This window comes from Paenarthrobacter sp. FR1 (genome assembly GCF_051106045.1).
Taxonomy (GTDB): domain Bacteria; phylum Actinomycetota; class Actinomycetes; order Actinomycetales; family Micrococcaceae; genus Arthrobacter; species Arthrobacter nitroguajacolicus_A.
The window spans coordinates 143,342-167,887 of record NZ_JBPFSF010000008.1 but is presented as its reverse complement, the minus strand read 5'-3'; the positions used below and the strand labels follow the sequence as shown (position 1 = coordinate 167,887).

The 24,546-nt window shown below is 63.5% G+C and carries 26 protein-coding genes and 1 tRNA gene; 10 read left to right on the top strand and 17 right to left on the bottom strand.

Translation table 11 applies throughout. The features are described 5' to 3' along the window. Positions 1-75: 75 nt before the first annotated feature. From ACR30Z_RS16270 to ACR30Z_RS16255, 4 genes are all read left to right on the top strand, one after another. Complete coding sequence (locus tag ACR30Z_RS16270) at positions 76-1,008, top strand: ATP-binding cassette domain-containing protein (protein WP_434373577.1); 933 nt, start codon at positions 76-78, stop codon at positions 1,006-1,008. Next, entirely contained in the window at positions 1,005-1,766 is a 762-nt protein-coding gene (locus ACR30Z_RS16265; protein ID WP_434373575.1) for an ABC transporter permease, read from the top strand. Before ACR30Z_RS16270 ends, ACR30Z_RS16265 begins: the two co-directional genes overlap by 4 nt. A gap of 89 nt (positions 1,767-1,855) precedes the next feature. Continuing rightward, a complete protein-coding gene (locus tag ACR30Z_RS16260) occupies positions 1,856-2,935 on the top strand; it encodes a YihY/virulence factor BrkB family protein (RefSeq protein WP_144649170.1) in 1,080 nt (359 codons plus the stop codon). Positions 2,936-2,940: 5 nt separating this feature from the next. Next, on the top strand, positions 2,941-3,150 hold the full coding sequence (locus tag ACR30Z_RS16255) for a hypothetical protein (RefSeq protein WP_434373574.1): 210 nt from the start codon (positions 2,941-2,943) through the stop codon (positions 3,148-3,150). Positions 3,151-3,244: 94 nt separating this feature from the next. Here the strand turns inward: ACR30Z_RS16255 and ACR30Z_RS16250 are convergent, their stop codons facing one another. The 4 genes from ACR30Z_RS16250 to ACR30Z_RS16235 form a co-directional block, all read right to left on the bottom strand. Then, a complete protein-coding gene (locus tag ACR30Z_RS16250) occupies positions 3,245-3,415 on the bottom strand; it encodes a hypothetical protein (protein ID WP_167510437.1) in 171 nt (56 codons plus the stop codon). A 285-nt stretch (positions 3,416-3,700) separates the two neighbouring features. Beyond that, the gene (locus tag ACR30Z_RS16245) at positions 3,701-4,543 is read right to left on the bottom strand and encodes a sugar phosphate isomerase/epimerase family protein (RefSeq protein ID WP_434373572.1); all 843 of its coding nucleotides are present in this window, start codon (positions 4,541-4,543) and stop codon (positions 3,701-3,703) included. Next, positions 4,540-5,754 (bottom strand): dihydrodipicolinate synthase family protein, encoded by a 1,215-nt coding sequence (locus ACR30Z_RS16240; protein ID WP_434373571.1) that lies wholly within the window; start codon positions 5,752-5,754, stop codon positions 4,540-4,542. The genes ACR30Z_RS16245 and ACR30Z_RS16240 overlap by 4 nt, the downstream gene beginning before the upstream one ends. Beyond that, a complete protein-coding gene (locus ACR30Z_RS16235; protein WP_141284948.1) occupies positions 5,754-6,923 on the bottom strand; it encodes a Gfo/Idh/MocA family protein in 1,170 nt (389 codons plus the stop codon). The genes ACR30Z_RS16240 and ACR30Z_RS16235 overlap by 1 nt, the downstream gene beginning before the upstream one ends. A 196-nt stretch (positions 6,924-7,119) precedes the next feature. Here ACR30Z_RS16235 and ACR30Z_RS16230 point away from each other — a divergent pair, with 196 nt between their 5' ends. Together ACR30Z_RS16230 and ACR30Z_RS16225 are read left to right on the top strand one after the other, a co-directional pair. Further along, positions 7,120-8,157 carry a LacI family DNA-binding transcriptional regulator gene (locus ACR30Z_RS16230; protein WP_434373569.1) on the top strand — a complete coding sequence of 346 codons (1,038 nt, stop codon included), beginning with the start codon at positions 7,120-7,122 and terminating at the stop codon, positions 8,155-8,157. Then, positions 8,154-8,906, top strand: a complete 753-nt coding sequence (locus tag ACR30Z_RS16225) for an alpha/beta hydrolase (RefSeq protein ID WP_434373567.1) — start codon at positions 8,154-8,156, stop codon at positions 8,904-8,906. Before ACR30Z_RS16230 ends, ACR30Z_RS16225 begins: the two co-directional genes overlap by 4 nt. Here the strand turns inward: ACR30Z_RS16225 and ACR30Z_RS16220 are convergent. The 3 genes from ACR30Z_RS16220 to ACR30Z_RS16210 all read right to left on the bottom strand — a co-directional run bounded on the left by ACR30Z_RS16220 (position 8,903) and on the right by ACR30Z_RS16210 (position 10,695). Further along, entirely contained in the window at positions 8,903-9,676 is a 774-nt protein-coding gene (locus ACR30Z_RS16220; protein WP_434373565.1) for a sugar phosphate isomerase/epimerase family protein, read from the bottom strand. The two genes, ACR30Z_RS16225 and ACR30Z_RS16220, sit on opposite strands and share 4 nt — an antisense overlap. A 70-nt stretch (positions 9,677-9,746) precedes the next feature. Then, positions 9,747-10,313, bottom strand: coding sequence for a GNAT family N-acetyltransferase (locus ACR30Z_RS16215; RefSeq protein ID WP_434373564.1), 567 nt, complete (start codon positions 10,311-10,313; stop codon positions 9,747-9,749). Between the two features lie 25 nt (positions 10,314-10,338). Further along, positions 10,339-10,695 (bottom strand): metalloregulator ArsR/SmtB family transcription factor, encoded by a 357-nt coding sequence (locus tag ACR30Z_RS16210; RefSeq protein ID WP_434373563.1) that lies wholly within the window; start codon positions 10,693-10,695, stop codon positions 10,339-10,341. 67 nt (positions 10,696-10,762) lie between these two features. On the opposite strand from ACR30Z_RS16210, the gene ACR30Z_RS16205 reads away from it, so the two are divergent. Next, positions 10,763-11,695 (top strand): SDR family oxidoreductase, encoded by a 933-nt coding sequence (locus tag ACR30Z_RS16205; RefSeq protein WP_434373562.1) that lies wholly within the window; start codon positions 10,763-10,765, stop codon positions 11,693-11,695. On the opposite strand, the gene ACR30Z_RS16200 is transcribed toward ACR30Z_RS16205, so the two are convergent. Next, positions 11,692-12,546: a LysR substrate-binding domain-containing protein gene (locus ACR30Z_RS16200; protein WP_144649178.1), complete on the bottom strand. Its 855-nt coding sequence runs from the start codon at positions 12,544-12,546 to the stop codon at positions 11,692-11,694. The genes ACR30Z_RS16205 and ACR30Z_RS16200 overlap by 4 nt on opposite strands. Before the next feature lie 165 nt (positions 12,547-12,711). Here ACR30Z_RS16200 and ACR30Z_RS16195 point away from each other — a divergent pair, with 165 nt between their 5' ends. Then, positions 12,712-14,097, top strand: coding sequence for an MFS transporter (locus ACR30Z_RS16195; RefSeq protein ID WP_434373560.1), 1,386 nt, complete (start codon positions 12,712-12,714; stop codon positions 14,095-14,097). A 49-nt stretch (positions 14,098-14,146) separates the two neighbouring features. Here ACR30Z_RS16195 and ACR30Z_RS16190 read toward each other — a convergent pair whose 3' ends face one another. The 5 genes from ACR30Z_RS16190 to ACR30Z_RS16170 form a co-directional block, all read right to left on the bottom strand. After that, positions 14,147-15,304 carry a N(5)-(carboxyethyl)ornithine synthase gene (locus ACR30Z_RS16190; RefSeq protein ID WP_434373558.1) on the bottom strand — a complete coding sequence of 386 codons (1,158 nt, stop codon included), beginning with the start codon at positions 15,302-15,304 and terminating at the stop codon, positions 14,147-14,149. Next, entirely contained in the window at positions 15,301-15,435 is a 135-nt protein-coding gene (locus tag ACR30Z_RS16185; RefSeq protein WP_011776304.1) for a hypothetical protein, read from the bottom strand. The genes ACR30Z_RS16190 and ACR30Z_RS16185 overlap by 4 nt, the downstream gene beginning before the upstream one ends. A gap of 97 nt (positions 15,436-15,532) precedes the next feature. Beyond that, entirely contained in the window at positions 15,533-15,991 is a 459-nt protein-coding gene (locus tag ACR30Z_RS16180) for a nuclear transport factor 2 family protein (protein ID WP_144649181.1), read from the bottom strand. A gap of 157 nt (positions 15,992-16,148) precedes the next feature. Then, positions 16,149-16,219: transfer RNA gene (locus tag ACR30Z_RS16175), tRNA-Gly, on the bottom strand. Between the two features lie 89 nt (positions 16,220-16,308). Then, on the bottom strand, positions 16,309-17,829 hold the full coding sequence (locus ACR30Z_RS16170; protein ID WP_434373555.1) for a M15 family metallopeptidase: 1,521 nt from the start codon (positions 17,827-17,829) through the stop codon (positions 16,309-16,311). Positions 17,830-18,043: 214 nt separating this feature from the next. Between ACR30Z_RS16170 and ACR30Z_RS16165 the strand changes: the two genes are divergently transcribed. Next, positions 18,044-18,487 carry an SRPBCC family protein gene (locus ACR30Z_RS16165; protein WP_144649183.1) on the top strand — a complete coding sequence of 148 codons (444 nt, stop codon included), beginning with the start codon at positions 18,044-18,046 and terminating at the stop codon, positions 18,485-18,487. Between the two features lie 15 nt (positions 18,488-18,502). On the opposite strand, the gene ACR30Z_RS16160 is transcribed toward ACR30Z_RS16165, so the two are convergent. After that, complete coding sequence (locus ACR30Z_RS16160; protein ID WP_434373554.1) at positions 18,503-20,419, bottom strand: CAP domain-containing protein; 1,917 nt, start codon at positions 20,417-20,419, stop codon at positions 18,503-18,505. A 125-nt stretch (positions 20,420-20,544) separates the two neighbouring features. Here ACR30Z_RS16160 and dcd point away from each other — a divergent pair, with 125 nt between their 5' ends. Then, positions 20,545-21,120, top strand: a complete 576-nt coding sequence (gene dcd / locus ACR30Z_RS16155) for a dCTP deaminase (protein WP_011776299.1) — start codon at positions 20,545-20,547, stop codon at positions 21,118-21,120. A gap of 82 nt (positions 21,121-21,202) precedes the next feature. On the opposite strand, the gene ACR30Z_RS16150 is transcribed toward dcd, so the two are convergent. The 3 genes from ACR30Z_RS16150 to ACR30Z_RS16140 form a co-directional block, all read right to left on the bottom strand. Then, positions 21,203-22,402: a cation:proton antiporter gene (locus ACR30Z_RS16150; RefSeq protein WP_434373553.1), complete on the bottom strand. Its 1,200-nt coding sequence runs from the start codon at positions 22,400-22,402 to the stop codon at positions 21,203-21,205. 5 nt (positions 22,403-22,407) lie between these two features. Beyond that, positions 22,408-22,890 carry a cation:proton antiporter regulatory subunit gene (locus tag ACR30Z_RS16145; protein ID WP_144649185.1) on the bottom strand — a complete coding sequence of 161 codons (483 nt, stop codon included), beginning with the start codon at positions 22,888-22,890 and terminating at the stop codon, positions 22,408-22,410. 64 nt (positions 22,891-22,954) lie between these two features. Continuing rightward, on the bottom strand, positions 22,955-24,358 hold the full coding sequence (locus tag ACR30Z_RS16140) for an MFS transporter (protein WP_144649186.1): 1,404 nt from the start codon (positions 24,356-24,358) through the stop codon (positions 22,955-22,957). Between the last annotated feature and the right edge of the window lie 188 nt (positions 24,359-24,546).

Below are 24,546 nucleotides of genomic sequence, written 5' to 3'. Positions count from 1 at the left end.
ACATAAACTGTTTATGCTATAAACAGTTTATGCCGTAAACACTCGATGGGATGGATGATGAATGCAGGACCAGCTTTGGATGTATCTGACCTCCGCAAGAGCTATGGCCACAAGACGGCGTTGGATGGCGTCAGCCTGAGGGTTCCCGAAGGTGCTGTTTTCGCCCTTCTGGGCCCCAACGGCGCCGGCAAGTCCACACTCGTTGGGGTCCTCACCACGCTCCTGCGAGCCGACGGCGGGTCGGCCGCCGTAGGAGGGTTCGACGTCGGACGCCAAAGTGCCGCCGTCCGGAACCTTCTCAGCGTCACCAGTCAGTCGTCCGCGGTGGATGACTTCCTGACCGGCAGGGAGAACCTGGCCATGATCGGCCGATTGCTCCGCTTGGGTGGCAAGGATGCCCGTGGCCGGGCCGACGAGCTGCTGAAAGTCTTCGATCTCCAGGACGCCGCGGACCGCAAGGTCTCCTCCTACTCCGGCGGCATGGTTCGGCGCCTGGATCTTGCCATGAGCCTGGTGCGGCGCCCGGAAGTTCTGTTCCTTGACGAGCCCACCACGGGATTGGACCCCCGCAGCAGGCTGGCGGTATGGAGTGCGGTGCGCACTTTATCGGAGCAAGGGGTCACGGTATTCCTGACCACCCAATACTTGGAAGAAGCCGATCAGCTGGCCGACTCCATCGCGGTGCTGAATGAAGGACGCATCGTTGCGCTGGGAACGGCCGAAGAACTGAAGCGGTTGGTTCCCGTTGGCCATGTGGAATTCGGGTTCCAGGACCCGAGCGACTTCGCCAGGGCCGTGGCACTTCTTGAGGCAAGCGGCGGTGAGGCCGACCAGGATGGCGAACGCCTCACCCTGCGCATCGCGACAGCCGACACCGCTGCGGTCATCACCTCGGTGGTGAGTGCCCTGGGCGCCGCGGGCTGTGCTGCCGACAGTATCGCCATCATCAAGCCCACGTTGGACGACGTCTTTCTGGCGTTGACTACCAAGCAGGAGGCGAACCAATGACCTCGGCATCCCTCTATGTCGCCAATACCGGGACCATGGTCCGGCGTGAAGTTTTCCGGACGATGCGGACCGTGGACTCCATTGTGATCTCACTGATGGTCCCGGTGGGTATCCTTTTTGCCTTCGTCTGGGTTTTTGGCGGTGCCATCCAAACCGGTGGCGGGTACGTGAATTACGTGATGCCCGGCCTGCTGCTCATGTGTGCAGCGTTCGGCTCGTCGCAGACTGCTGTCAGTGTGGCCCAGGACGTCAAGTCCGGGGTGGTGGATCGGTTCAGAACCATGCCCATTGCCGGCTCCACGGTGCTGGCGGGACATGTTGTGGCGAGCACCCTCAGGAATCTGGCCACCAGTGCAGTGCTAATTACCTGCGCCCTGCTCCTGGGATTTCGGCCACAGCCTACCTTGGGGAGTGCGCTCGCAGCGGCGGCCTTGCTCCTGGCGTTCGTCCTTGCTTTCACGTGGTTGTCCACCTTGGCGGGGCTGCTCCTGAGCCCGGAAGCTGCCAGTGGTTTAACCAGTGCCACCATTTTCCTGCCCTATGTCAGCAGCGCGTTCGTGAAGCCTGAAACCATGCCCGCATGGTTGCAGGGATTCGCTGAGAACCAGCCGTTTACCCCCGTCACTGAAGCACTCCGGGCCTTCCTGCTGGGTGGTGACGCCGGGACTTCGGGCTGGCTCGCGGTGGCGTGGTGCCTTGGCCTCGGCTTGGTGGGGTGGGTGGGCTCCGCGGTAGTCTTCCGGGGGCGCAGGCGATAAATCGGCGCGGGTTCTTCCAAAGAATCATCAGCATGCTTACTATTGGTGGGTCAGTTGTTCGCGCAAACTACCCCCACGAACGAGTGCTCATGCCTACACACGACTCAGCCCACACCAGCACAACCAAAGCGCAGACCGCGCCCTCCCCGGAAGACTCGCGCAAGCCGGATAGTCCCAACGACCTGGCCAAGCCCACTTGGATGTACATTGCCAAGCGGACTTTACGGGAATTCACCAAGGACCAATGCCCGGATGCAGCAGCAGGTCTCACCTACTACGGTGTCCTGGCCCTCTTCCCTGCGCTCTTGGCCTTGGTGTCCCTGTTGGGAATTTTTGGCGATGCGGGAAAGACCACGTCCGCCCTGCTGGATATCGTCCAGCAGTTCGCGCCCGGACCGGGCGTTGACACCTTGCGGCAGCCCATCGAGGAGCTGACCCAGTCCAACGCGGCCGGCTTTGCGCTGGTCTTCGGCATTGTGGTGGCGCTGTGGTCGGCCTCCGGCTACGTCACGGCCTTCAGCCGCGCGATGAACCGCGTCTACGAAGTGGACGAAGGGCGCGGCTTCATCAAGCTGCGTGGCACGATGCTCGCGGTCACGGTTGTGGCTGTTGTGGGCGCTGCATTGGTGGCGGCCATGCTGGTCCTCAGTGGCCCCGTTGCAGAAACGATCGGCGGTGTCATCGGATTGTCCGAGGCGTTCCTGACCGTCTGGAACATCGCCAAGTGGCCGGTCCTGATTCTCATCGTGGTGGCCATCATCGCGGTGCTCTACTACTTCACTCCCAACGTCAAGCAGCCCAAGTTCCGCTGGATGAGCATGGGTTCCCTCATCGCGTTGGTGATTTTCGCCCTGGCATCTTTGGGCTTTGGGTTCTACGTAGCGAACTTCAGCAACTACAACAAGACGTACGGCGCCCTGGCGGGCGTGATCATCATGTTGCTGTGGCTCTGGATCCTCAACATGTCACTGCTGTTCGGCGCGGAATTCGACGCCGAGATGGAGCGCGGCCGCCAGTTGCAGGGAGGCATTGAAGCAGAAGAGAGCATCCAACTGCCGCCCCGCGATACCAAGAAGAGCGACAAGATGCAGAAAAAGGAAGACGAAGTCATTCGGGACGGCGAGGAAATCCGCGAAACTCATGGCGACGAGCCGCAGAGGAGCAAGTAGCCGGAATGGAATCTACCGCCCGGCTTAAGAAGCTCAAAGGCATCAAGAACGGTGACACCGTGCAGATCAAGGGTCAGGACTTCCGCGTCAATTCCGTGGAGTCGAACAAAGGTTCACGGAGCGTCAGGCTGGAACTGCAAGGGCCCGACGGCGGATCCGTCACCTTCATCGGCCTGCCGAAGGCCCGAGTCCAGCTCGCCGCGCGAGCCTCCTAAGCCTGGTAGGGCTTCGAGTCTTCGATCAGGTACTCGTGGATGTCGGCCCGTCTGATGCCCGGGTCCGCGGGGTCCTGCACGACTACTTGGGCTGTCACGCTTCGGCGGGGAAGCCCTGATCGGCGTCGTCCCACCAGCCCTCCCAAGCGCTGGACGTGAGGCGTTCCGTAGCAAAGACAGGCGCGGGCTCACTGGTGGAATCGCCGGATCCGCTGTGGCTGCCGCTGGCGTCGAGGAAAAAGTTCAGTGTCTTCAAGAGCATCATGGTGGTGTCCTTTCAGTGGTGTCGTGGACGTCCTTGTCCAGGTAAAACCAGCGTAGGTGGCCATTGTTTCCTCGCGTCGACGCAATGTTTCAGCTGTGTACCACTTATCTCACCTGGCCGTCCGACGACTCACAGCAGACACAAGAGGGCAGCCGCTGCCAGCCATGCCACAGTGCCCGTGGCGCAGACAAAAAAGCGGGCCCCTGCCGTGACCTTGGCAGGAGCCCGCTGGCTTTGGAGCGATCCTCCCGCGGAGCTTAGGGCATCCGCGGGAGGATCACGTGGTTAGGCGAACGGGAGGACGAGCTCCGCGTAGCGCTGCTTCATGGTTTCCAGGACGATGTCGCCATCGGTGTCCCAGATTTCCTGATTGAAGATTTCAACTTCGATGTCGCCCTTGTACCCGGCGTCCCTGACCCAGGTGCCGATGGTGGCGAAGTCGATGACGCCGTCGCCCATCATGCCGCGGGACAACAGCGCGTCCGCAGCGATCGGCAGGTTGAAATCGCACACCTGGTAAGAGGCGATGCGGTTTTCGCGCCCGGCGCGGTCGATCTGCGCCTTCAGCTCGGGGTCCCACCACACGTGGAAAGTGTCGACGGCGACGCCCACCGCCTTCGCGTCGTACGGCGCGGCCAGATCCAGTGCCTGGCCAAGGGTGGAGATGAGTGCGCGGTCAGCGGCGTACATCGGGTGCAGGGGTTCCAACACCAAACGGACGCCGTTTTCGGAGGCGAAAGGCACCAGTTCCTCGAGGCGGTCGGCCACACGCTGGCGGGCGGCGACGACGTCCTTCTCACCGGGAGCGAGCCCGCCGACCACCAGGAACAGCTCCTGGGTGTCGAGGGCAACGGCTTCGCGGACGGCCTCGAAATTGTCAGCGAGTGCGGCTGCCTGGCCCTCGGGGTCGGCAGCGGTCAGGAAACCACCGCGGCACAACGAGGACACCCGGAGGCCGGCGTCCTTGATGAGTTTGGCAGCCTTGTCCAAGCCAGCCTCGGCCACGCGGTCACGCCACGGACCGATCGCGGGGATGCCGGCGCGGGCGCAACCATCCACAGCTTCGGCCAGGGTCCACTTCTTGGTGGTTGCACTGTTCAGCGAAAGTCGTGAGAAGTCCGTGCTCATGCGCCCACTCCGTTGATCCGCAGGAAGTCCGACATGCGGAACGCTGCCAGGGAAGGATCCTTCAGCAAACCGGCCTGGTCGGCCAGTTCGAAGGTCTTGGCCAAATGCAGGACCGAACGGCCCGAGTGCAGGCCACCCACCATCTGGAAACCGGGCTGCTTGCCGTTGAGCCAGGACATGAACGCGATGCCGGTCTTGTAGTAGAACGTCGGCGCGCTGAAGATGTGCTTTCCAAGCTCACGCGTGGAGTCCAGGATGGCGCGCCCCTCAGCACCTTGGCCGGCGTCGTACTTCTGCAAGGCGACTGAAGCGGCCGGGTAGATGGCAGCGAAGATGCCCAGCAGTGCGTCCGAGTGGTGCGTCTGGTCGCCGTCGATCAGTTCCGGGTAGTTGAAGTCGTCGCCGGTGTAGAGACGGACGCCTTCCGGAAGGTTGGCGCGGAGGGCGACCTCGTGCGAGGCATCCAGCAGCGACACCTTCACGCCGTCAACCTTGTCCGAGTGCTCGCGGATGAGGCTGAGGAACGTTTCGGTGGCGACGGAGACGTCGTCGGAGCCCCAGTAGCCGGCCAGTGCGGGGTCGAACATGGTGCCGAGCCAGTGCAGGATGACCGGCTGATCGACTTCCTGGAGCAGCGTCGAGTAGACGTGCAGGTAGTCGTCGGCACCGTTGGCAACCTTGGCCAGCGCGCGGGACGCCATGAGGATGACCTTGGGGCCAGCTTCACTGACGACCGCGATCTGCTCGCGGTAGGCGTCGATGACGGCTTGGATGCCCGCAGCGCCCTCGGGAAGTGCAGTGATGTCCAGCTGGTCCGTTCCCGCGCCGCAGGAAACGAGGTCGCGGACGGACTTACCGGTGATGGCTGCGTTGCCCGCAGCCACAACGGAAGCGGCCTCGGCGCCGGTGCGCTTGATGAGCTGCTGGGTCGCGGCCCAGTCCAAGCCCATGCCGCGCTGCGCGGTGTCCATGGCATCGGCAACGCCAAGCCCGTAGGACCACAGCTCGTGGCGGTACGCCAGAGTGGCATCCCAGTCGAGCTGCGCCGGGGCGCCGGGGGTGTTGTCTGCAGCTACCTCGGGGATGACGTGCGCTGCGGCGTAGGCGCGGCGGGCCGTCAACGGAGCGGTCGGCTTGACCCAGGAGGTGGCGGGCTGAAGGCGGTACTCGCGGGTGCCGCCGTCGTCAGTGGGAAGAATCAGTGACGTCATTAGAGGGTGATCTCCGGGATGTCGATGGTGCGGCGCTCAGCGGAGGACTGGAGGCCGAGCTCGGCCAGCTGCACGCCGCGGGCTGCTGAGAGCAGGCCGAAGCGGTGCTCGCGGCCAGCGACGACGTCGCGCAGGAATTCTTCCCACTGCAGCTTGAAGCCGTTGTCCAGTTCAGCGTTGGCGGGCACTTCCTGCCACTGGCTGCGGAATGATTCGGTGACGGGCAGGTCCGGGTTCCAGACAGGCTTGGGGGTGTGGGCGCGCTGCTGCGCAACGCACTTGTTCAAACCGGCGACGGCGGAACCGTGCGTACCGTCAATCTGGAACTCAACCAGTTCGTCGCGGTAGACGCGGACGGCCCAGGAGGAGTTGATCTGGCCGATGACGTCGTCGCCGCCCGGGGTTTCGAGCTCGAAGATGCCGTAGGAGGCGTCGTCAGCGGTTGCCTTGTATTCCTTGCCGGCCTCGTCCCAGCGAGCGGGGATGTGCGTGGCGGTCTTGGCGTTGACGCTCTTGACCTTGCCGATGATGCCTTCAAGGACGTAGTTCCAGTGGCAGAACATGTCCGTGGTCATTCCACCGCCGTCTTCCTTGCGGTAGTTCCAGGACGGACGCTGTGCAGCCTGGACGTCGCCTTCGAAGACCCAGTAGCCGAATTCGCCACGGATGGAGAGGATGCGGCCGAAGAAGCCTTCGTCCACCAGACGGCGGAGCTTCACAAGGCCGGGGAGGTACAGCTTGTCGTGGACAACGCCTGCGGTGACGCCGGCTTCCTTGCCGATCTGTGCCAGCTCGATGGCTTCCTGGAGGGTCTCGGCCGTGGGCTTCTCGGTGAAGATGTGCTTGCCGGCGCGCATGGCCTTCTTCAGGGTGGCGGCGCGGAGGCTGGTCATGGAGGCGTCAAAGATGATGTCAACGGTGGGGTCTGCGATGACTGCGTCCAGGTCCGTGGTCCATTCGGAAACCTTGTGGAGTTCGGCCAGCTCACGGATCTTGGCTTCATTGCGGCCAACCAGGATGGGTTCAACCTGGACCTTGGTGCCGTCTTCAAGAGTGAAGCCGCCTGCGTCACGGATGGGAAGGATGGACCGCAGCAGGTGCTGGCGGTAGCCCATACGGCCGGTGATGCCGTTCATGGCGATGCGGATCGTCTTTGTTTCGTAGCCCATGTTTTCTCCAGTGCCTTGTGTGCCGGTCGCTGTGCGGATGCCGGTGCTTGCCGATTTCAGATGGGAAAGCGCATTCCCGTTGCCATCGATCATGCACCATGGCGCGCCGGGTTGGCAAGCGCTTTCCCAAAACTCGTGAAGAACTGCCATAATTTCCTTAGCGCCAGTCCCGACGCTTGCAGAAAAGGAGGGCCCCGTGGCCGCCAGTACACTGAGTGAAGTTGCCCGTTTGGCCGGGGTCTCCCTGGCCACGGCGTCCCGGGTCCTCAACGGCTCGTCCCGTAAGCCGGCCGAGGACATTGCCGAACGGGTCCGAGCAGCCGCCGACAAGCTCGGCTATGTTCCCAACGCGCAGGCCCAGGCGCTGGCCAAGTCCAGCTCCGGGCTGATCGGATTGATTGTCCATGACATCGCTGATCCCTACTTCGCTGCCATCGCGCGCGGCGTCCAGGATGCCGCGCGCCAACAAAACCGGATGGTGCTGCTCGCCAGCACGTCCGGCGCTTCGCTCGACGAAAAAGAAGCGGTCGCGGCGTTCGCTGCGCGTCGCGCGGATTCCATCGTGATTGCCGGTTCACGTTCGGTCAGGGCGGAGGACAAGCAGGGCAACGCCGAGCTCGCCGCCGAGTTGGACCGCTACTGCCGCAATGGTGGGCATGTAGGAGTGGTGGGGCATCCGATCGTAGGCGCTTCCGTCTCCGAGGGCTACCACGTGGTGAAGGTCCCCAACGAGGAACTCGCTGCCGGCCTGGCCGCTGAATTGGCCGCCTCGCACGACGGTGCCTTCCTGATCATTGCGGGCCCGGAAGGCCTGTACACCTCCGACGACCGGGTCCGCGGTTTCCAACGTGGGCTGGCCGAGGCCGGAAAGCCCGCCGCCGAGGTCATCCGCACCGGCTTCAACCGAGCCGGAGGCTATGACGCCGGATTGGCCCTCGCGGACAGAATCAAGGCTTCCGAGTCGCGGCTCTGCATCTTCGCGGTGAACGACGTGATGGCCATTGGAGTCACCGCCGCCCTGCGGCCTGAAGGTGTATGGATTCCCCGCGATGCCACCATTGCCGGCTTTGATGATATCGAAACCCTGCGCGACTTCCGGCCCGCCCTGTCCACGGTGCACCTGCCGCTGGAGGACATCGGCCGTCTCGCTGCGGGCGATACCGACACGCCTCCAGTCAGCGGGGTGGTCAAGCTCCGCCGCAGCACGGAAACTCCGGTGGAATCGCAGGTATGACCCCCACGTTGGCTAAGGCGCCTCACGCACTCACGGTGGTTCCCGCCGTCGGGCGTTCCGTCGTTGCTGCGCCTGCGGTCCTGGTGTTTCCCGGCGGTGGCTATGCCAAGCAGGCCGACCATGAAGCCGAACCTGTGGCTGAATGGCTGGCTTCGTTGGGAATCCACGCCTTCGTGCTGCGATATCCAGTAGCGCCGAATCGGCATCCGGCGCCCCTGGCCGCCGCCAAGGAAGCCATGTTGTGGATACGCGAAGGCGCGCATGGGCTGAGTGTTGATCCGGAGCGAGTGGGTGTCCTCGGTTTCTCGGCCGGCGGGCACCTCGCTGCCACCTTGTCGGTGCAGGTAGCTACGGGAGATCCTGCCTTGGACACTTCAGGTTCTGTGCCGGACCTCAGCATTCTCTGCTATCCCGTGATTTCCTTCGTGGACTCGGTGCATCAGGGATCCGTGGACAACCTCGCCGGAGCGGGTGCGGCCGGTGAAGTTCTCCATGAGCTCTCCGCCGAGCTGCACGTCACCGCCGCCACGCCGCCCGCATTCCTCTGGCACACCGCCGACGATGAATCCGTCCCCGTCAGCCACAGCCTTGCCTACGCCGGGGCGCTCAGCAGGGCCGGCGTTTCCGCAGAATTGCACGTGTTCCCCAGCGGAATTCACGGCATTGGTCTTGCGGCGGGAACACCCGGCGCTGACAAGTGGACGGGCCTCTGCGCCGGTTGGCTCCGTCGGCTGGGCTGGGCGGTTTAGTCCTCGCCCAGGGTGATGGTGTGCAGGAAAGCGGCGTCGTTGAGCACGTTGTCCGGGAGGTCGTCCTCGACGAACTCCAGCATGATGTCCATGTCCTTGCCGTTGCCGCGCAGGACGTCGGAGACGGTCTGCCACAACAATTTCCTGCCGCGCAGCGGATATCGCTCGGCCTCCGGCCCCCAGGAGAAACAGTGGACGCCCACAAGGTGCGGGAGGACGTCGTGGAGGGACTCAAGGGCTTGCTGGTCCGAAAGCCCGACGGCGGGCTGCCAATAGGTGCCGACGTTGGCGTGGCCGACCCTGTCCAGAAGTTCAAGGGTGGTGGCGGGGGAGTCCGTCAGGGTTCGGCCGTGGTACTCGAACGCGATGGCGATTCCGCGTTCGGACGCGAGGTCCGCGATCCGCTGAGTGTCCTTCACCACGGCATCCCAGTGTTCCCGGCCGGCGTCTGCGGAACCGAGTTCCCCCGCCCATACCCGGATTCTTGGGGCGCCCAAGGCTGTGGCAATGTCCAGGGCGCCGGTGAAGTCTCCGAATGCTCCGCAACGGTAGTACGAGCCAAGTGACAGGACACTCAGCCCGGCTGCTTCCGTAGCCTCCTTGGCGTGCGCGGCTGATTCCGCGTCACTGACATGGATATCGGTGCCCCACTCGATCCCCGCCAGTCCGGCCTCCGAGGAAATGCGGACCACATCATCAATGCCGTGCGCGCGAAGGGTGACGGAACAGATGCCAGGCGTGAGGTCAGCCAAGGTGGTGAGGTCGATCATGCTTCACAGGATACCGGGAATGCGCTTACCCGGTAAGGGCGTATCGCCTGCTGAACAAAAGCGAACGCCGCTAAAGAGTGAACCAATAGCGGCAGATCGGTTCTGTGACTCCCAAAGCCGGAGCGAAGCTCGCCGGCGGTCGGATGGCCTCAAGCACGCCGCCGCAAGCCTCAATGGTGCGGGCAGAGGCCCGGTTGGGCTGCTTGCAGGTCACCAGGACGCGCTCCATCCCCAGCGCGCGTCCCTCCTGGAGGGCGCCGTTGAGGGCAAGTTTGGCCAGGCCGTTACCTCTGGCGCTTGGCCTGATTCCATAGCCGATGTGCCCGCCAACTTCCTTGAGGTATTCATTCGCCAGGGAGTGCCTGAGGCTGGCAGCGCCCAAGTAGGCCGCGCCGTCGGTGACCCAAATGGTGGTCTGGTTGGCCAGGCCTTCGGGTGGCGAAAATTCCGCCCTGGGCATTTGATGGAGTAGGTCCACCCACTGCGAGAAATGGCCCCCCTCGCGGAGATTGAGGTCGTACCGCGCGGCCAGGAATGCTGCCGAACCGTCCTGGTCGAGGGTCCCCCACTCGTCGTAACTTTCCAGCCAGGAGGCGTGAAAGCTTGATGACGGTTGCGTGAGCTTGGCGTGGGTCATGGGGCGAGCGTACTACGGCCGGGGTTCAGGCCTCGGAGGTCCTGGCCTCTTTCGGCGTCCTGGTCGAGGGACGGGCAGGATGCCGCTTCCGGACCTCCCGCAATACGATCTGCTCGGGGCAGACCGTGGAGAGGAAATCTCCTACCGACAGTGCGAGGCGCTCACCCACGAGCGAGTAGAGGATGCGGTTGGCATCCCGTCGTTCCGTGACCAAGCCGGCCTGACGCAGCACGCTTAGGTGCCGGGAGATGGTGGGTCCTGTGGCGTTGAACCGCGCAGCGATCTCGCCGGCAGCCAACTCGCCGTCCTTGAGGTCTTGAAGGATCTGCCGCCTGGTGGGGTGTGCCAAGGCTGCGAAGATATCCGATGCTGCATCTGCCATGTTTGCAATATAGCACAATAGCTATATACAGTTTAGCTTCATTGCTAATAAGCGAAGGAGCAAGAATATGCGTATGGCCATTACCGGCGGTACCGGTTTTGTGGGGCGTCACCTCGCGGAGCGACTCAACAGGCCGGACACCGTCATTATTTCGCGGCGGACAGGGACCGCAATTACTGACGTCGATGCCTTGGCAGAGGCCTTCACGGGGTGCGACGTCGTGGCCCACTGCGCGGGGATCAACCGGGAAATAGGTGACCAGACCTTTCAGCGTGTCCACGTTGAAGGTACACGGGCAGTCATTGAAGCCGCCCGGAGGGCGGGCGTCCAAAGAATCGTCATGCTGAGCTTCCTCCGGGCCCGTCCGGATTGTGGGTCGGCCTATCACGAGACCAAATGGGCTGCCGAGGAGCTCCTGCGGCAGTCGGGCATCGAGTACACGATCATCAAGGCCGGGATGATCTACGGCAACGGCGACCACATGGTTGACCATGTAACGCGTGCGGTACGCAGCTTTCCTGTCTTCGCAACAGTCGGATTCCGGGAGCGGACTGTCCGACCCCTCCCTGTGGAAGAGGCTGTCGATACCCTGATCGCGGCCCTTGAAGGTCGCGTGCCCACCCCGACCGTCGCCGTCGTCGGAGCCGAAGAGCTTGAGCTTGGAGCGGCTGTCCGCAGGATCGCCCGGGCGGCGGGTGGCTACCCTGTCTACGTCCGCGCCCCTATCTGGTCGATCCGCGTTCTGGCACAGCTGACCGAGTGGATCATGGTGGTGCCACTCGTCGCAAAAGCCCAGGCGCAGATGCTCGCCGAGGGGGTCAGTGAACCTTCACCGTACGCCCCGTGGCTTCCCGTGGAGCTGCGTCCCAGGCTTCCTTTCGACGACGAACGCATCCGGGCCGCCGTGCCGGAAGGCCGCTTTGACCTTCACGACCTCCGGGTAGTGAGGTGGTGGAGCGGGCGCTTGGATCGGAGTCGGGCGAACCGGTCCGGCCTCTAGCTCGACTTGCTCAACGTCCGCCCCATGATCGCCTGGGTGAGGGCGTCGATCACCTCGGCGTTGGCGAGCGGGTTGCGGATCAGGGTGAAATCCACGTCTCCCACCGGCGGCAGGCCAAACCGCTGAGTGATGACTTTCAGGTCCTCGGGAACCAGCGACGCCGGCATCACAGCTACGCCGATGCCCGCCCGTACCGCGGCGAGCACGCCGCTGATTTGCTTGGTGCTGCATGTAATCCGCCACGTCCGGCCCTCGGCCTCCAAGGCATCGATGGCCAGTTTCCGGCTGAGGCTGGGCGCCGGGTAGGCAATGAGTGGGACGGGTGCGCCGGGTTCCAAGACGGTCTGCTCGACTCCAACCCAGGCGAAGTTGTCGTGCCGGACCACCGTCCCTTCCTTCGCGCCTGCCACCCACTTCACGAATACGAGGTCCAGCTGCCCGGCGTTCAGTCGCTTATAGAGCTGGTCGCTTTGGCTGACGGTGAGTTCCAAGTTGATCTGCGGGTAAAGCTGCCGGAATTCGCGAAGAATCCGGGGGAGGCCAGTGATAGCGAGGTCGTCGGCGGTGCCAAAGCGGAGTCGTCCGCGCATTGCCGAGCCGGAGAAGTACCGGGCGGCGGAGTCGTGGGCAGCGAGGATGCTGCGGGCGAAGCCGGCCATCGCATCGCCGTTGTCGGTGAGCCTGACTTCACGGGTATCACGGGCGACGAGTACGCGCTTGGCTGCCGCTTCGAGCTTGCGGACGTGCTGGCTCACCGTGGGTTGGGCCAGTCCGAGCCGTTCGGCGGCCTTGGTGAAACTCAGGGTTTCCGCAACCGCCAAAAAGGATCGGAGCTGGACAGGTTCGAACACGGGACTCCTAAGGCGCAGGTCAGCGCCGGGCCGGAGTACTGCGCCAGTGCAGCGGGGTCATTGCATTCCGCAATGCTAGTTATAGGCGCAATACGCTTCCATAATTGCTGCTGGCAACCATAGCGTTAAACGCATCCCACCGAAACTCTCATCCGAGGACTACTTTTGGCACCCCCACCGCCTTCAGCGGCAAATGTCAGCCAGCCCGTCATCGATTCCTTATCCGCGCCTCAGCCGCCGGACACCGTCACCCAGCCACTCGCCGTCGTGAGTGAAAAGCTGCCCTGGCGGCACACGTTCATTTCCCTGAAGGTTCCCAACTTCCGAATCTTCGCAATCGGCCATTTCATTGCCGTGATCGCCATCTGGATGCAGCGCATTGCCCAGGACTGGATGGTCCTCCAGCTGTCCGGGTCGGTCACAGCGGTGGGCATCACGGTGGCGCTTCAGTTCATGCCGTCACTCTTCCTTGGTCCGTGGGGCGGCATGATTGCCGACCGCTTCGCCAAGCGAAAGATCCTCATCATCTGCCAGTCGGCGGCAGCGGTCCTCGCAGCCGTGCTGGCATTCCTTTCCTTGAGCCAGCGCGTCGAGGTCTGGCACGTCTACGTCATCGCACTGGCGCTTGGCTTCGTGACCGTCCTGGACCAGCCGGCAAGGCAGGTGTTCGTCAACGAACTAGTCGGGCCCAAGTACCTGCGCAACGCCATCAGCGTGAACTCCACGACGTTCCAGCTCGGCGGCCTGATCGGCCCCGCGCTGGCCGGTGTCCTGTTGACCGCCGTGGGCGCCGGTTGGGCCTTCGCCGCTAATGCCGTTGCCTGCTGCTCCACGGTTGCCATGCTGCTCATCCTCCGCAAGGACCAGCTGCACATCAGCCAGCCCACACCCCGCAAGAAGGGCATGCTGCGCGAAGGCCTCAACTATGCGCTCAGCAAGCCCACCATCTACTGGCCGTGGTTGATGGCCGGTTTCGTGGCAGTTTTCGCGATGAGCCTGCCAGTGCTGTTGGCAGCCTTTGCGGACCACGTGTACGACGCCGGTGCCGGAGGCTACGGCCTGCTGAACGCCATGGTTGCGCTCGGTGCACTGGCGGGCGCGGTTGCGTCGACCCGTCGCCGCCAGTTGCGGTTACGGTCGGTAGTGACGTCAGCCGGGTTGTACGGATTGATGCTCTGCGTGTCCTCGGTCATGCCCACCATGGTGTGGTTCAGCGTCACCATGGTCCTGGCAGGATTCTGGTGCCTCATGTTCCTCACCGCGGCCAACCAAATGGTGCAGACCAGCTCCAACATGAGCATCCGCGGGCGCGTCATGAGCCTGTACTTGGTGGTACTCATCGGCGGCCAGGCAATCGGCGGCCCCACGATGGGTTGGCTCGCCGAGCACCTCGGTCCGCACCTGGCAGTTCTCGTTTCCGGCGGTGTGCCGGCCATCGCGGCTGCGGTAGTCGCCGTCGTACTGGCCCGAAAGTCTTCCCTGCACCTGAAGGTGGACCTGCGGGACCGGCGGCGGGTGCTGCGGATCGTTCAGGAGCCGCAGACAGTTTAGAGAAAGGCAGCGCCTGCGATGAACCGCGGGCGCTGCCTTTTGTGTTTCGTCAGGCGGTGGGCAAGTGCGGGTACTCCGCCGAGCGACCCTGGAACTCCAATACGTCCGGGTTACGGATTACGCCCTCGCGGATTTCGATGGCGCGCGAGATGGTCTCGTTGGCGTCCCACCCGTCCGGGCCCGCCACCACAGTGTCCAGGAAGGGCAGCAAGGCCTCGCTGATTTCCCAGCTGGCCGAGTTCCAAAGATAGGACGGGCTGTGGTCCACCGCGTAGTAGTTGACGTGTCCGCCCACGCGGAACATGGGCTGGTCGAACGTGGTGGTCCGCGCCCAGCTGAAGCCCATGCCTTCGTCGCAGGAAACGTCGACGATCAAGCTGTCCGGCTGGAACTCAGCCAGGTCTTCGGTCCGCAAGTAGGTCAGCGGCGCGTTCGGGTCCTGCAGGGTGCAATTGACCACGATGTCCGCCGCAGCCAGAAACGGTGCCAGTGGCTTGCGACCGTTGTCCGTGATGACCTCGCTGAGAAACGGGGCCTTGCTGTCGTGGTCGAACTGTACAATCCGTACCGAGTGGATCGGGGACCCGACGGCGGCGACGCCCCGGTTAGTCAGCACCTGCACGTCGTGGACGCCGTGGGCATTGAGCGCAGTGACTGCACCGCGGGCCGTTGCCCCGAATCCAATCACCACAGCACTCAACCGGCGGCCGTAGTCGCCAGTGGAACCAGTCAGGGCCAACGCATGCAGCACGGAGCAATACCCGGCGAGCTCGTTGTTCTTGTGGAAAACGTGCAGGCCAAAACCGCCATCGCCGGCCCAGTGGTTCATGGCCTCAAAGGCGATCAGGGTGAGCTTCTTGTCGATGGCCAATTGCGTGATAGCCCGGTCCTGAACACAATGTGGCCAACCCCAGAGAGTCTGGCCGTCGCGGAGTTCGGCCAGGTCCTGGGCCTGCGGCTTCGGCAGGAGGATCACGTCGCTGTTGGCGATCAGTTCCTGGCGAGTGCCCAGTCCGCCCACCAGCGATTCGAGCTTGCTGTCCGGGACACCGAAGCGTTCGCCGTAGCCAAACTCGAAACGTAGTTGTTGGCGCACTTCCGGGGCGATGCGTTCCAAATGCTGCGGGTGGATCGGCAGGCGCCGCTCGTTGGGTTTCAGCGAGGTAGCAAGGACGCCTATGCTCAGCTGGCCAGTTGGCGCGGTCACTTCTTGTTGCCGGTAGAGGGCTTTGCGGCCTCGGTGGCGGAGGACTCGGAAGCCCTCTTGTCCGCACGTTTTTCCTTGATGGATTTACTGGATTTCTTTGATGCGGTTTGGCGCGGTGATTTGTCGCCCATGTTTGCTCCCTAGAGCGGAACCGAAATGGCTCCTGACTCCTGACGATACACCTACCCGGATAGCCCTGTGGCCGGAGTCACCAGAGACTGGCCGGCGTCACTGCGTCGGCTGTACCGCCGGACGGCCGTGCGTGACCCTATGGGTGACACGGTCCGCGGTATCGTCCACGGTGGCCACCTTCTCCACAGGTTCAAGATAGAAACGGGCACTGCTGATGATGCCCTCGTCCACGCCGAAGATGATGACACCGGTCATCTCGTGCGGGGTGCCGTCACGGCGGGCGCCCGTCAGATGCAGTTCGGTCCACACGCTGCTGCCACTGACACTGTGGGCCAGCATGCGGGCAGCAATGTCCGGCACACCCGTGAAGAGCTGCTCCCAGTTGCTGCGAATGGTGTCCCGTCCTGTGAAACCCCTTGTCGGGTGTGCCGGCGTTTCATTCACGTAGCCCGGCGCAAAGCACTCCGCCAAGGCTTCCAAATCGTGCTTGTTCGTGGCTTCCAGCAGGCGGTTGATAACGGCGAGTGGACCCGCCTCCCCGTCGGTGAGAGTCATTGGAGGACCTCCCGGATAGGTGGATGTACGTACGAGTGTAGGCTCGCGTGGCCTCCCAGTCGACGGGTGCGCGGCCCCGATTGGCGAGTGCCGCCGTCGAACGGTTCTTGCTTGGAACAAAAGAAACCCCGGATCGCTGGATCCGGGGTTTTCTTTGAGCGGGCGACGGGAATCGAACCCGCGTATCGAGCTTGGGAAGCTAGCGCTCTACCATTGAGCTACGCCCGCAATGCCCGGGAAAAATCCCCCGAGCGAGTCCTAGCTTAGCGCAGTTGCGAGGACCCTCATGACAGGCACACCGCTGGCAGTGCGACGGCCTACTTGAACAGTTTCAAGCTGTTCCAGCCGGAGCCCACCTGGCTGTAGGTTGTCCACTGGCCTCGGCCCAAACCATAGTTGTAGAGGTTGCCGTCGGCTGTCTGCGCAGTGATGCCGCGGGTGCCAGCGCCAGTCAGCCCAAAATTCGGGGCGAGCACGCGCATGTATTGCCAGCCAGTGCCCACGGTGGTGGCAGGTCCGTAGAAGCCAGCCCAACCATCGCCACGGTAATTGATCAGGGCGCCGGAAGCGGTCCGCGCCAGGATGTCATTGGCGCCGTCACCTTCCCAATCGGCAATGGTCAGTTCCATGCCGTTCCAACCCTTGCCGATGATCTGCGGGCTGCTGAGCGCACCACCGAAGGTGTTGGGGTAGTAGCGCAGGACACCGTCCGGGAAATATCCGACGACGCCGGGCCGGCCATGTGCGTGTGTCCACTTACCCACGGTGATGGTCATGCGATCCCAGCCACCGTTGCCAACAACAACCTGGCCGGCAAAGCCACCGCCGGGTAGGCCTCGATACACACCAAGGACGCCGTTGTTCCACTGCGCAAGGATGTCGTACACGCCATCAATGTCCCAATCCACCACGAAGGCCTGCTTCAGGCCTGTCCAGCCCGAACCAATCTGGACGGCACCCGCGTAACTGCCCACCGCCGTCGCCGGGTAGCGCAGCAAACGACCCGAAGAGTCGGCGGCCACCAAGTCGGCACCGGACTTGATGCTGGCCGCGGCTGCCGTGTTCCCGGCGAAGTAGTGCTCCAGGGTGGGGAACCCGCGCCGGTTCATGTCAGTAGCCAAGGCAACACCCACATAGCGCAAATGCCAGGGCTCGTAGCTGTAGCCGGTGGTGCCCGTGTAGCCGTTGGGATAGCGGACGATGAACCCGTATTTGTGGGCGTTCGCGGCAACCCACTTACCCGCTGCCGTGTCTCCGAAACAGGTGCTCAGACCACAGTTTCCGGCCGCGTTGCCGATGTCCATGGCGAGGCCTGTCTGATGCTCGCTGTAGCCGGGCCGTGCCGAGATGGTGTCCGCGTAGGCCTGCCCGTAGATGCTGACGTAATAGGAATACACCTGCTGCTGTTGGGCATAAGACCGGTAGCCGCTCACGATCGACAAGCCGCCCGTCCCCGCATCCGCCGCTCCCTGAAACAGGCCGTTGAGCCAGGCGGCAGCTTCAGCCCGCATGTATTGGCCTGAGCCGCGGGCGTTGATGAGATCGTTAGGGGCGTAGCTCGCCGGATTCAGGGGCCTCGACTTGTTGACCAGCACAGAAATGCTGGCGGGGTTCCCAATGGGGTCCACGCTCGGCAGCGGGTTAGCAGTTGTCGGTACCGCCGCTTTGGCCACCGCCGCTTTGGCCACCGTGGCGATGGTCGCCGCAGGCGGTGCCACGGCCACTGCGGGCGCTGCTGAGAGCACCCCGGTCCCCACCGCAACGGCGAGGAAAGCCGCGCCGGCAGCCAGCCGTCGTCGGGCTTTCCGTGCAAATGATTGATGATCCAGAACCCGCATAACGCCCCCAATTCGGTTTTTTGCAGCCTCGGGAACTCTACCGCGCGGGGCCGGGTGTGTCAGCCGTAACCTTCCACACCGCCTCATAACCATTCGGTCAAGGCTCGTCCCCGATATGTGCCGGCGGGCCATCCGCTGACTATTCTGAAGGTGTTAGCTGCAGCGTATGGGGAACCGGGCTACGACATCGAACCGTACGCCGAAAGAGGTATCCGTGGCATTCGCAGCCTATGAAGTGGTGATCAGCCGGGACGCCATGACCGTCTACGGATTCCTGATGGACGGCCTGAACAACTCCTTGTGGCGCTCAGGTATCCGGAGCATTTCGGTGCGGTCCGGCATCCGCGGGCAGAAGGGCGCGCTCTACCAGCAGACCATCAACGGTCCGGGCGGCCGACCCATAGCCGCAGATTTCAAGATCACCGAAGCCCGGCCCGGAGCAGAAGTCCGGTTCGCCGTGGTGGCTGGACCTGCCAGGCCCACGGGTGGCTATTACCTCAGTACCGAGGGTGCAACCACGCGGCTCAGGTTCGCGCTGGAGTACCACCCCAAAGGCCTGCAGAAGCTCATGAACGGCATGATCCAGAAGACCATGGAGGGCGAAGTGGCCCAACTGGAGCAACTGAAAACCGTCATGGAGTCGCGCTCGGTGGTCTGAGCCGCCGTCTTACGGCTACTGAGCGAGCTTGAAGCCGTTCCAACCGCCGCCGACCGCCACCGGCGTCGTAAGCCTTCCAGAGGTGAGGTCCCAGTACTCCAGTACCCCGTTGGTGCCCAGGCCCGCGATGCCAGTGGTTCCCGCTCCGGTGACTCCCTGCAGTGCGCGCAGCCCGGAGTAGTCCGTCCAAGCCGCGCCCACCACGGGCCTGGCTTCCTGCTTGGGGGTGGCAAGGCCGCTGCCGCGATACAACCTCAGGGAGCCGTTGGCTTCGACAGTCAGAAGATCCTGGAATCCATCGGCGTTGTAATCCACCATGCTGAGCCTCACCGCCGGGTTACCCGTACCGATGGCAGCTTGCGTACGGATGTACGTCATCCCTGAGTTCTTGTAGAACCAGAGACCGCCTGATCCGTCCATGGCGACGATCTGCGGCAAGCGGTTATTTGCACACCAGTTGCCGACCGAGATGTTCAAGGACTGCCAGCCGTGGCCCAGCACCCCCGGCGATCCGAAGCCACCTGTCTGGCGGCCCGGATAAACCAACAGGGCGCCGTCGTTGCGCTGGGCGATGAGGTCGAAGACGCCATCACGGTCCCAGTCCGAGACAAAGAGCTCCTTGAGGCCCGTGAAGCCGACCCCGATCTTGCGGGCAGCGCCGTACTTGGCGTTGCCCAAGGATTGATAGGAGTAGACGCTGCCGTCGGAGCCGATGGATACAAGGTCCGCGGCACTTCGGATCGATGCCGCCTTGAGGTCCACTGTGGGCGGTTGGTGCTTGGCATCCGGTTCGCAGACACCCACAGGATCGGCAGGAGGCGTGACGGTTCCGCCGGGCCGTGTTGTGGTTCCGGCGGGCAACGTGGTGTAGCCGAAGAAGTTCACCACCCCCCAGAGTGTGTAGCGGTTGGGGGTGGTCTGCCAGTTGCCGTCCGTGTACGTGATGCCGATGCCCATCACGTTGAAGCGGGGATCACGCAGCAGGGCGTCATGGCCGGGGGAACCCTTCCACCACTCCACCAGCTGGGCGGCATCACGATCCCAACGGACCGCAATAACTTCGCCCGCGCCGTTGTTCGGATTGAGCGCCCGGGGGTCGGTCCAGAAGTTGGCACGGTGCTGGATCACTTCACGCGAGGCGATGTTGTTGGACCAGTCCTGGGCCAGGCTGGCCACCGTTGCGTGGTACTTCACCGGTGCCAGGCCGAGTGACGCGCGGTAATTGTTGATCGCGTTGAACACCGTCAGGATCGCGGCCGTGTTGCTGTCCGGGAGAAGCGCCAGGGCGCCGTTGTCCAGGCTGGGATCGCTGCTGGGGGCCTTGCCCGGGAATGGCGTTGCGGTGGTGCTCGGAGTTGGTGTCGGGGTGGGTGTGGGGGACGCGGAAGGTGTGCGTGTGGCTGTGGGGGAAGGGGAGGTCGTGGCTGTTGGCGACGGCGACGGTGAGCTTGACGGCAGTGGGCCTGCTGCGGGTGCTGACGGCGTCGGGGTCGCGGACGGTGACTGCGGCTGGTCCGGTGCCGGCCTGCCGGGATCCGGGGCGGGAACGGCGGGGTCGCTGGGGCTCGGGGACTCCGAGTAAGGCCCATCCGGACCCCACGAAGGACCGATATTCGGCACGGGCGGCGGCGTCTCGATGACCGGGTCCACAGCTATGGGCCTGCCCGGCGATTCGCTTTCCGGTTCGGGTTCCTGAGTGGTCACTGTGGCGGGGTCGGAACTTTCGCCGGCCGCGGGGGCGCCAGCCGAAGGTGCGGTGTCCGGCGTCGTACTTCCTTCGGGGGCGGTCAGACCCGAGGGGACGCTCGCGGACGGGGTGGTGGTCCCGTCCGGGACCGCCTGGGTGGCAGGAAGGATCTGGCTGGACCCGGCAATGACAAGGGCCAACGCTCCGGCCAGCACAATAGCGGCCGGCGCTGCCAGTTTTTTCACAATTACCCCGCGAATGCTCGTTGCCCCCAGGTACGGGCGCGGTTCTACATGTCCGGGAACTATAGTCCCACGGGGCGGCCCGGACAATGCATGCCGTGTTGGACGCATGGGGTATTTTTGATGCTGTGCTGATCTCTGACCGCGACATACGTGCCGAAATAGACTCCCAACGGATTGTTCTCGAGCCGTACGACCCCGCGATGGTGCAGCCGTCTTCCGTGGACGTCCGTATTGACCGGTTCTTCCGGCTGTTCGACAACCACAAATACGCCCACATCGACCCCGCCGAGGAACAGCCTGAACTGACCCGGCTGGTGGAGGTGGAAGGCGACGAGCCCTTCATCCTGCACCCCGGTGAATTCGTCCTGGGCTCCACTTACGAAACTGTCAGCCTCGCCGACGACATCGCTGCACGTCTTGAGGGGAAGTCGTCCCTGGGGCGGCTGGGCCTGCTGACGCACTCCACGGCCGGCTTCATCGATCCCGGCTTCTCGGGTCACGTGACGCTGGAGCTCTCCAACGTGGCAACCTTGCCCATCAAGCTGTGGCCGGGAATGAAGATCGGCCAGCTGTGCTTCTTCCGCCTGACGTCATCGGCAGAGCACCCCTACGGTTCCGGCGAATACGGCAACCGGTACCAGGGCCAGCGCGGCCCCACCGCCAGCCGCAGCCACCAGAACTTCCACCGGACATCCATCTAGCACTTCTCTCCTTGCGCCGAGGGGTGGGTTCTCGGGAGTTTGATGAGTGCGTTCACGCGAGATGTCGCCCCCCGCGGAGAGACTAGGCCGGGGCGCGTTCAGGTGTTCGCGGGGGTGCGCCGGGCGTTTTCCGGAGAGCCTTGACCACGGGCTCCACGAAGCGTGCGGCGAGCGGGCCCAGGATGGCCATGATGAGGACGTACGCGGTGGCGAGTGCTGCGAGCTCGTCCGGCACGGCGCCGGAAGCAACGGCCAAGCCGGCGATGACGATGGAGAATTCGCCGCGGGCGATCAACGCCGCGCCCGCACGGAAACGGCCGGGCACCGCGATGCCGGCACGCTTGGCGGCCCAGAACCCGGTGACCATCTTGGTAGCTGACGTGAGGACGGCCAACACCAGAGCCCAACCAAGAACGGGCGGAATGGACGTGGGATCGGTGTTGAGTCCGAAGGCCACAAAGAAGATAGCGGCGAAGAGATCCCGTAGCGGTTCCAGGATCCGGGTCGCGTTGTGGGCCGTGGCGCCGGAGATGGCAATTCCCAACATGAAGGCACCAACCGCAGCAGAGACCTGAAGTGCGGAGGCGATGCCGGCCACCAGCAGCGCGAGTCCCAGGACGTTGAGCAGGAAGACCTCGGAGTTCTCACTGTGAACGGCTTGCGACACCCGATGGCCGTGCTTGAGCGCGATGACCAGGACGACAGTGACAACGGCAAGCGCAATGCCCACGGTCTGCAGGCCGCCAAGGAATCCGACGCCGGCAAGGATGGCGGTGAGGATTGGAAGATAGATGGCCATGGCCAGGTCTTCGAAAACGAGGATGGACAGCACCACGGGAGTTTCGCGGTTACCGATCCGTCCCAGGTCGGTGATGACCTTGGCCGCGATGCCGGATGACGAGATATACGTAACGCCACCCATCACGATGGCGCCCACAAGTCCCCAGCCCAGAAGGACTGCCAACCCGGCGCCGGGAATGAAGTTGAGGACGAAATCCATGACGCCGGCCTGCCAGGATCGCCGGAGCCCGGTGACCAGCTCCGACGCCGTATATTCCAACCCGAGCATAAGCAACAACAGAATGACGCCGATTTCGCCGGAGAGGTGGGCGAACTCATGCATGCCGTCCAGCTTGACGAACCCGCCGGCACCGAATGCCAAGCCACCCACGAGGTAGAGGGGGATGGGGGACATGCCGATTCGGCCCGCTAATCGAGCCAGGAGACCGAGGCAGAAGACGACGGCCCCCAGTTCAACGAGGGCTAGTGCGAGCGGATCCATTCCGGTCAGCCGTTGCGGAGGATGTCGGCTGCCGAGTCAAGTCCTTCCTGGGTGCCGACGGCTACGAGCAAATCACCCGAGTGAAGTACGACGTCGGGCGCCGGCGAAGGGACCACCTCGCCTTCGCGCATGATCGCCACGATCGACACGCCACTGCGGGTACGGATCTGCGCTTTGCCCATAGGTTGATTCACGAACGGCGAATCCGGCGTGATGGAGAACTGGCGAGTGACGATGCCTGGAACCTCGCGGTGAGCTTCCGCCAATCGCATGGCTATGTGCTGCCCGCTGAGGAGGTTCCCGAGCGTCGACGCTTCGTCGGCCGTCAACGGGATGGACGCCTGGCACGTGTCAGGATCGTCCCACGTGGACACGAAAAGTTCGGTTTCTCCCTCGCGCAACTCCACTACACCGATGCGTCGGCCCGACGCCGTGACGAAATCCTTGCGGACCCCAAGGCCCGGGAGTTCGGTCTCATCCACGTTCATAGCTCCACCCTAAACTCTGTTGAACCGGTCCGGTACGTTGTTTACGCTCTGCCGGCCTATGTAGTTAACGCTCTGGGACTACCGCTATTTCCACTTTCGCTGGCGGCTTGACCGGCAGGATCACCAAGAGGCCCGCCAGGAGCACCACCATGATTCCCAGGATGCCCCAACGCTGGGCTTCGCCTTCTGCGACAAGCGGAGAAGCAATGGTGATGCACAGGGTAAACAGCGTGGGAGCCAGGAAACTGACAGCGCGCCCGGTGGTGGCATAGAGGCCGAACAGTTCGCCGGATTCACCGGCGGGTGCCAACCTGGCGAGGTATGCCCGTGAGGACGACTGGGCCGGGCCCACGAACAGGCAGAGCAAGAGGCCGAAGACCCAGAAAGTGCTGGAGCCGGGCCAATCGTTACCGAGGAAGACGTAGTCGCCGTTACCGAGGACGAGGATGAACGTGCCAGAAATCAGGAGGCCAACCAATGACAGGACGATGACGGCTTTGGGCCCGATCTTGTCATCGAGGAAGCCTCCGATGATGGCCCCCACGGCCGCCACCACGTTGCCGAAGATGGCGAAGAAGATGACGTCCTTGAGTTCGAAGCCGAAAGTGCCGGCAGCAATGACGCCGCCAAAGGTGAACACCGCAGCCAGGCCGTCACGGAAAATGGCGCTGGACAGCAGGAAGTAGATGGTGTGGGGGCTTGTCCGGTAGATGGCTCCGATGCGCCGCAACAGCAGCCTGTAGGAGGCAAGGAAACCCAGCGACGCAGTGTCCTTCTTCACGGATACTTCGGGAACAGCGAACATGACGGGAAGGGCGAAGATGAAGAACCACAGGGCCGAGAAAACAGCGACGAGCCGGATGTTGAGCGACTCCTCGGTTGACGAACCGAACCAGTCGAAAGAGGGCTGGACAAACAACTGCAGCACCAGCAGCAGTGCCACGATTCCACCGAGGTACCCCATGGCCCATCCGAAGCCGCTGACCTTGCCAATGTTCTTGGGCGTGGAAATTTGGGCCAACATGGCGTTGTAGTTGACGCCGGCGAACTCGAAGAAGACGTTCCCGAGTGCGATCAGGCACACTCCCAGCAGCAGGAATTCGGGCTGCGGGAACACAAAGAAGCACAGCGCCGTAAGAACTGCGGTGGCAGCGGTGTTGACCCCGAGCCATAGCTTGCGTCGTCCTCCGGCGTCCGAGCGTTGGCCCGTGACTGGTGCCAGCAAGGCGATGGCCAGGCCGGCAACGGCCAGCGCGGCGCCCAGGGCGGCGGAGGCCGCGTCCTCTCCACCGAACGCATTCGACGTGAGGTAGACCGTGAAAACGAAGGTGGTCATGACGGCATTGAACGCAGCCGAACCCCAGTCCCAGGACGCCCACGCGAGGATCTGTCCCTTCTTGGAAGCGACGGGTCCTGAGGCGAGCTCGGACGTGGGGTGGGAGGCTTCGGGAACTGCGGCCGCGTTCATAGCTTGAATGCTATAGGGCCAGCGGGAACGGCGGGCGGATGATGGGCGGCGTTGTGGAGAACGCGGATTGAAACGTGACCTCCGACGACGAAAAGTGGCCAAAAACTGTCTGTTCGCCTTGATAAACTAGGTAAACCGAACCCAACGTATGACCGCCTGCTCCAACTTTTGACAATTCGTTCCTGACT